General features: G+C 47.0%; 4 protein-coding genes. 1 reads left to right on the plus strand and 3 read right to left on the minus strand.

The window, feature by feature from the left end:
* Positions 1-176 precede the first annotated feature (176 nt).
* The 3 genes from EC915_RS24470 to EC915_RS24480 all read right to left on the minus strand — a co-directional run bounded on the left by EC915_RS24470 (position 177) and on the right by EC915_RS24480 (position 4895).
* A complete protein-coding gene (locus tag EC915_RS24470; protein ID WP_166651077.1) occupies positions 177-2723 on the minus strand; it encodes a S8 family peptidase in 2547 nt (848 codons plus the stop codon).
* Positions 2632-3735 (minus strand): ATP-binding protein, encoded by a 1104-nt coding sequence (locus tag EC915_RS24475; protein ID WP_133753041.1) that lies wholly within the window; start codon positions 3733-3735, stop codon positions 2632-2634. Before EC915_RS24475 ends, EC915_RS24470 begins: the two co-directional genes overlap by 92 nt.
* Positions 3736-4007: 272 nt before the next feature.
* Complete coding sequence (locus tag EC915_RS24480; RefSeq protein ID WP_133753042.1) at positions 4008-4895, minus strand: serine protease; 888 nt, start codon at positions 4893-4895, stop codon at positions 4008-4010.
* 970 nt (positions 4896-5865) lie between these two features.
* On the opposite strand from EC915_RS24480, the gene EC915_RS24485 reads away from it, so the two are divergent.
* A complete protein-coding gene (locus EC915_RS24485; protein WP_117164510.1) occupies positions 5866-6075 on the plus strand; it encodes a TraC family protein in 210 nt (69 codons plus the stop codon).
* Positions 6076-6253: the final 178 nt, after the last annotated feature.

Consider the following 6253-nt stretch of genomic DNA (forward strand, 5'->3'; position numbering starts at 1 on the left):
CGGCATCGGCGAAGGTCATTTGCTTCATCATCGAAAAGCTCGGCGATTGGTGTCCGGGGATTTTGCCAAATCAGGAAGTCTTTTTCAGGATTTCCTTAAGCAGGCGATTCAAGATTAGATCGGTAGGCGCCAAGAGTTTTCTTATAAAAACTCGAGGGCCGCTCTCGAGGGCAACCTCAACTTTGAACTTTGCTGCGCAAAGGCAGCCTGATTTTATCCCTAATCTCGGAGTAAACATTAGCCTTCAGCGTATCTGAGACCTCGAAAGTCACTATCAACGCATATGGAATGGGGGGTAAAGCCCCAGTTCCCTGCGTACGACATTCTACTCTGATACGTAAAATATCATCGTCGCCAATTGGCACCGCATCCTCCCCTTCGTAAATCTCATGTATCACTGTGCCACGGCGAGATGTATCTGAAGGTGGCTGATTCGCAGGTACTCGAGAAACTCCGACCGGGGATCCATTAGTATCTTCAGTTATAAAATCTAAAAGAGCATCCTTATAAAACTGCTCTGCGGGTTTTGTAGGACTAAGCCAAGACAAAGTAACAACTAGCCTCCTAACATCTTTCTTACCCGAAAGAGATTTAGGCAATGGAAAACTGAAAAGGCCTGCGCCTTCACTCCGCAACGCACCAACGCCAAGCATGGTAACTCGATGTTCCGTGCATTCGAGAACTCGAGAAAGCTCGATTTTTCCGTAGCCTAGAAAACGAGTAATGTTGGAGCGTCTATTTTTCCATAGTCTCCCACTTTTTGGTTCCAGAGCACCCTCTAGAAAAGACCCGGCGCTCCCCCAACTAGCGGAGTGCACAATTAAGCCCTTAACAATTGAAGGTAAAAAGGATCGAATACGCTCAAACTCTGGCGCCGAAAACTGAGACTTGAGCTCATCATGAATAATTACGGCAGCCCTAGTCGCTAGTGCGGCAGAGTTGCTTGTACCAATAGTACGAACAAGATCAGTAGTGCTGGAAACACCGGCGACTTGTTGCCCAAAGTAGCGCCCAGCCTTTCCAGGAACCAACATAAGCCCGTCTGGAGTCGCGATATAAGAGTAGAGAGCCCTCCCTCCGCAATTCAGCACCTCAGGCTTAACAGCCTGTTTATAGCCCAACCCTAAACCAGATATCAGACTAGGAAATTTTTCACTAGAGTACGGCTCGATAAGATATGGACTTGGAGCGGCAGAACAGCCATCAGAGTGACTCGCACCTACTGTAAGGGCGTTAATAGCTTCTGCAGGTGAAAATATGCTCCTATGAGCCATTTTAGCTTGGACTGCTGTAACAAAAAGCAGATGGCGCTCATCATCCGTCAGCTTAGTCAATTGTATTGGCTGCTTGATAGTAGCTAGAGATAAGCCTTCGACTATATTCCCAGCACTAATTATAAACAGCAAATTATATTTCCACGCGAGGTAGTCTATCAACCTGCCCCAAGCGCTCATCTGCCCAGAAAACGGTCTATTGATATCACCCAATGATAAATTGATGACAAAAACATCGCCACCCAACTCTGTTGGTGCCTGTTTTAGACGTAAAACGGCCGAATATATCACATCCAATAAAAGTCGTGACTGAGGCGTTGTTTCGACTGAAGACTCCTGACTTGCAGCGAGCAGATACTGCACATACAGTTTACGCTGTAGAGCGGCTTCTTCCTTCGCAAGGTCGCCATGTAAAATTAGTGATGCCATAGCGGTGCCATGATGCCGTGTGTGGACTGGAGATGTCCTTTCCAGATCTTCACCATCATCAATTACAAGACGCCCCTTTAAAAGCTCATGGTTTTGCACCAACACCCCATCAAACAATGCAGCAACGGGGGGATGCAACACAACTTTATCAGACGACTCTACAACCTGCTCTATATCGACAGGATCTGAGGACGAAACACTCATTGCCTGCGGGCGCAGATAGGCAATTTCATCGAGATTTAACAAATCCGACTCTAGATCCAGTAACTTTCTAGCTTCCGTTTTAGAAATGGAAACAAGGAGAGCATGATACCTAATTTCGGGAATATACGACGTATCCAGTACCTCTGTAGATTCAATATCAATTTTTTCCAACAGAGATTTTTCCGCGGTCTCATCACGGTTTTTATTACCATGGAATACGAGTTCCAACTCGAAATTAACATTATCGCCATTCGACTCCCCTAAACCCGCAATGTACCTTGCTGCTTCGGGTGTAAGCCTATCCTGTGCCCCCCAGGCTCGAATATCCAACAAATGAGAAAACAGTTTTTTCCAATCCCCATAACCTCTAGGAAGCTCTTTGCCAGAGCTATAGATTGTCCAAAGCTTTAGTAACTCACCAATTGCTCGCTGATTGGGAACTGTTAGGTAAAGCCGTCCCTCCATTGCCTTATCTGGCTTCTTTTTATCAAAGAAGTCATCATCGCTCGAATATGAGAAATCTGCTTCATCGACCCAAGTCAATCCTAGCTTTTCGGCGGCTTTCTTGAATTCTTGTTTCGATTGAGCCAGCTCAAATACAATTGCTTTTTCAGGATGCAAACCATCTGTATCATCTGAAATAGTCCCGCTAGAAACAGGGTTTTGGGAATAACGCCTCAGAGTTTCAAATTTCGGGCCCAGCCTAGCTAACTGACGATCGGAACTAGGTGTCGAGATGCTGAAAAATTTCTGACTGCCCTTCAGGCGAGCGTCTTGGCTTGGTGGATTTAGAATCAGCAGTGGAAGCTTTTCCATGATATCTACGATCATCCTTAGTCGAGTTACTAGGGCGGCACTGCGATAGACGCTGTTTGACAGCGACCTTTAAATTCAGCCGACCTTCAGAGAGAATCAACTTTCTACGGATATCGAGCAACGTCTGTTCGATATCCGAAAAACTACTTCCATCTAGCGCATTAACAAAATCACTTTTGAAATCATCAAAGCGCTCGCCAACTAAAACCTCAAATTTACCCAACCATTCTCCGATCTGCTCTGAATTTGGCGAAGCAAGATTGGCGTGAATTTGAAATCGGCGCCAGGCTGCCCTATCGATTATCTCTGGATGGTTGGTTGCAGCGATAAACACATTATATGATGGGAGATCATCTACCTGTAGAAGCAAGGTACTAACGATCCTTTTTATCTCTCCCGCATCATTCGCATCAGCTCGCTCTTTACCGATTGCATCGAACTCATCAAAAAAAACAACACATGGCCGCGTTCTAAAAAAATCAAAAGCAGCTTGAAGCCTTGCTGCAGTCTCACCTAGATAACTGCCAATAATCCTCTCATATCGCATTACGAAAAAAGGAAGACCAAGCTCATAAGCGATAGCGCCAGCCAAGCTAGTTTTACCATTGCCTGGGGGGCCGGTCAGTAAAATTTTACTGCGCGGCTCCAAAGCAAATGATCGCAACAAATCAGCTCGCTGATGTTCCTCAACTAATTCCGCGCAAGCAAGCTTTACTTCAGGTGCTAAATAAAGATCTGAAACACCTCGCGTGCTCACGACCTCAGAGTACAAATCTTGAGCTGATTCTTTTTGATAAGCATGACCATATGAAAACGCCTCAGCCTTAGGTACAGACTCTTCGGAATTACCCCACCTCGCGGACCGGAGGGTATCCGTTAATTTCTGGGCGTATATGTGGTGTTGCCTAGCACTCTCCTCGGATACTATAGCTTCGACCACACGCCGAACGGAGGCTTTATCGCCACTTAAGCCTGCTTGGGCGAGTTTTACAACAAGGTCACTTCTTGCCATATCAGTTATGCACGCAAATTGTTGGTGTTACGTTTGAAGGTGCGTATTTCGATATTTTCTTCACACCTTTCATTCCTGACTTCGTGACTGCGGATATACAGCAATCACCCCCTGGCAGCTCCAGTCTAAAAGCGCCGTACTCGTTGGTAACAATCGCTATATCTTTAGCAGGTACTTCAGAACTCTCCACTACGACAAATGCACCCTTTACAGGGTGCCCCATATCATCTATCACACACCCGCAAACTATCTTCGATTTCATCGTCGCACCTTTATTGACGCGAACGCCACTCGGCGATTTTATCGGCCAAAAGCGAAGTGATTCTGACCCCCGAATTTGCGTTAAGCGACCTACCAGCACCATTACTATGAACACCAACAACTACCGGAGTATTAGAGCCATTGGGGTAAAGCCAAATTGGGGACCCGCTTTGCCCACCCTCTGTATCTACATCATAGTAAAGTTTATGATCAGTAACAGCGCAAATCCTATTGGAGTGATGCATCTGCTCTTCACCCACCACGCAAATCGGGTAACCCGATATGTTCACCATTTGTGCTGTTAGGTGCGACTCTGGGTAAGACCCAAAAGAAAACCATCCAAGCCTGCTATCCAAATCCTCAGAAAGAATTATCGCACCAATATCGTAATTTTCATCGCCAGCAGCAGTCCATCTTTCCATCGAGCAGAAACTCTCAGAACGATATCGCCCGAACGGCTCTGATTCGCCATCACGCCCGGGAATAATATCAATACTTTTCATCCACCCATTATATGCGTCATTAAACACACAGTGACCGGCAGTAATAATTAGCCGTGGCCCGGCGATCCAGCCTGTGCCAATACATGAGTCACCGTCCTTCGATGTTATTTCTAACGCACATATTTTACGCCATGGGTCAAAACTGGTGTCTAGCACACGTGAGCGTCGGTCATGACCTGGAACTAGCAGACTTTGTCCAAAGGCGGTTTTTGACACCAGAGCGGCATCCTGTCTACCACGGACAATCAATTTATCCGACGAGCAAACCTGTTCTGAGATTAAGAGTTCACCGACCTCACCTTCAGATACCTTCATCCTCTGGATAGCCGCAACTTCGAGTTTTGGAGAGTCACTGCAAATATCCCTATCGTAACGCGAACTCATTTCATCACCCATGATTTTCCAATTGCTAGCTTATGGACCAGAATCGTTAAATATCTGCCGAATCCACCTCGGCGCAGCGTCGTGGCCGTAGAACTCTTGGAGAGCTCCTAAGCACGTACGACCGGCACCCACGCCTTCGCACGCACGCACGCACGCACGCACGCACGCACGCCATCGTAGCATTCCCGGACGCAATCTCACCGCTATGAAAAGCAAATGTCGAGAAATTTCGGTGCCTTTGGCACAGGCAGAGCTGGGAACCGCTCAGTAGTGACAGTTTAGGCCAGCCATGCCTATGGCTCCTCATGGCGGCTGCGTAGACATTGCTGTCGGGCCAGCCCACTTTTCATTTACTCCAGTAAAACCGATACCCGCAGGGTCGGTTGAAGAGCGCGCGACCGCAGACCCACCGCGACAGGCCAGCGTCGATTGGATTGCTGCCTATGAGAATCGATGTATTCGGATGGCCTCATCTACCCCTTATGGTTCCTGTGATCGGTATCAATTTTCCGTCCTTAGGCGCGGCAGCGACTGGTTGGCCTCGCAGAGCAAGATACGTTGAGCCGAAGGCGAATAAGGGTAGGTGGTGGAGGCCCTAGCTGCGGAGCAGCGTAGGCCCACAACACATATCTTGCCGTCTACCTGAGTGCAATTCAAAGAAATTTAATGCCAATGGCCGTTTCGGTAACAAAAGTTTCCTTGAATTTCCTCTAATTTCCTTCATTTTCCCTAAGTTTTCTAGAGTTGCATTAATTCAGGTAGAAATTTCCTAAAATTGCTTTGAATTTACTTAACTGACTAAATTTAAATGAACGGATCAAACAGAGCGGAGAAAGCACATGAGTGGCGACCAACTTGCCGTGGCCGCGCTTCGTTCGTAGCGATGCCGATCCTGATATGGTCAGAAATTCCAGCGGTCGCTAGAATACCCTTGATCCACAATAGATTAAAGCCGAAATGGCACCAAAAAGGAGCGCGAAAATTGGCTAGAAAAACCCTTTCCGAACGCCGAGCTGATGCGTTTTCAGAGCTAGAAATGGCTAAGGCAAGGCTTGCAAAACTCGATAATGAGGCCGCAGAAAGAATCGGAAGAATTGCAATAAAATCAGGATTAGTTAATCTTGAGCTTACGGACGATCAAATCCGGGAAGAATTCGACAGAATTGTGGAAAGGATAAGCAAGGGGAATTGATCATGAAGACAGCTCGCCGCATCAGCGCTTTGGCCAATCAACTCAATGAACTGCAAGCCTGCCTCGGTCGATCCAGCGGGCAATCTAGTGTGCTGTTCGCAAAATAGCTTTTCGTTAGTCTCGGCTACACTTCAGATGTCATTCCAGCCTTGGAGAGCTTATCGTGAGCGCTCTGGAC

Origin of the sequence: Pseudomonas sp. LP_7_YM (genome assembly GCF_004364435.1) — a bacterium.
Taxonomy (GTDB): Bacteria; Pseudomonadota; Gammaproteobacteria; order Pseudomonadales; family Pseudomonadaceae; genus Aquipseudomonas.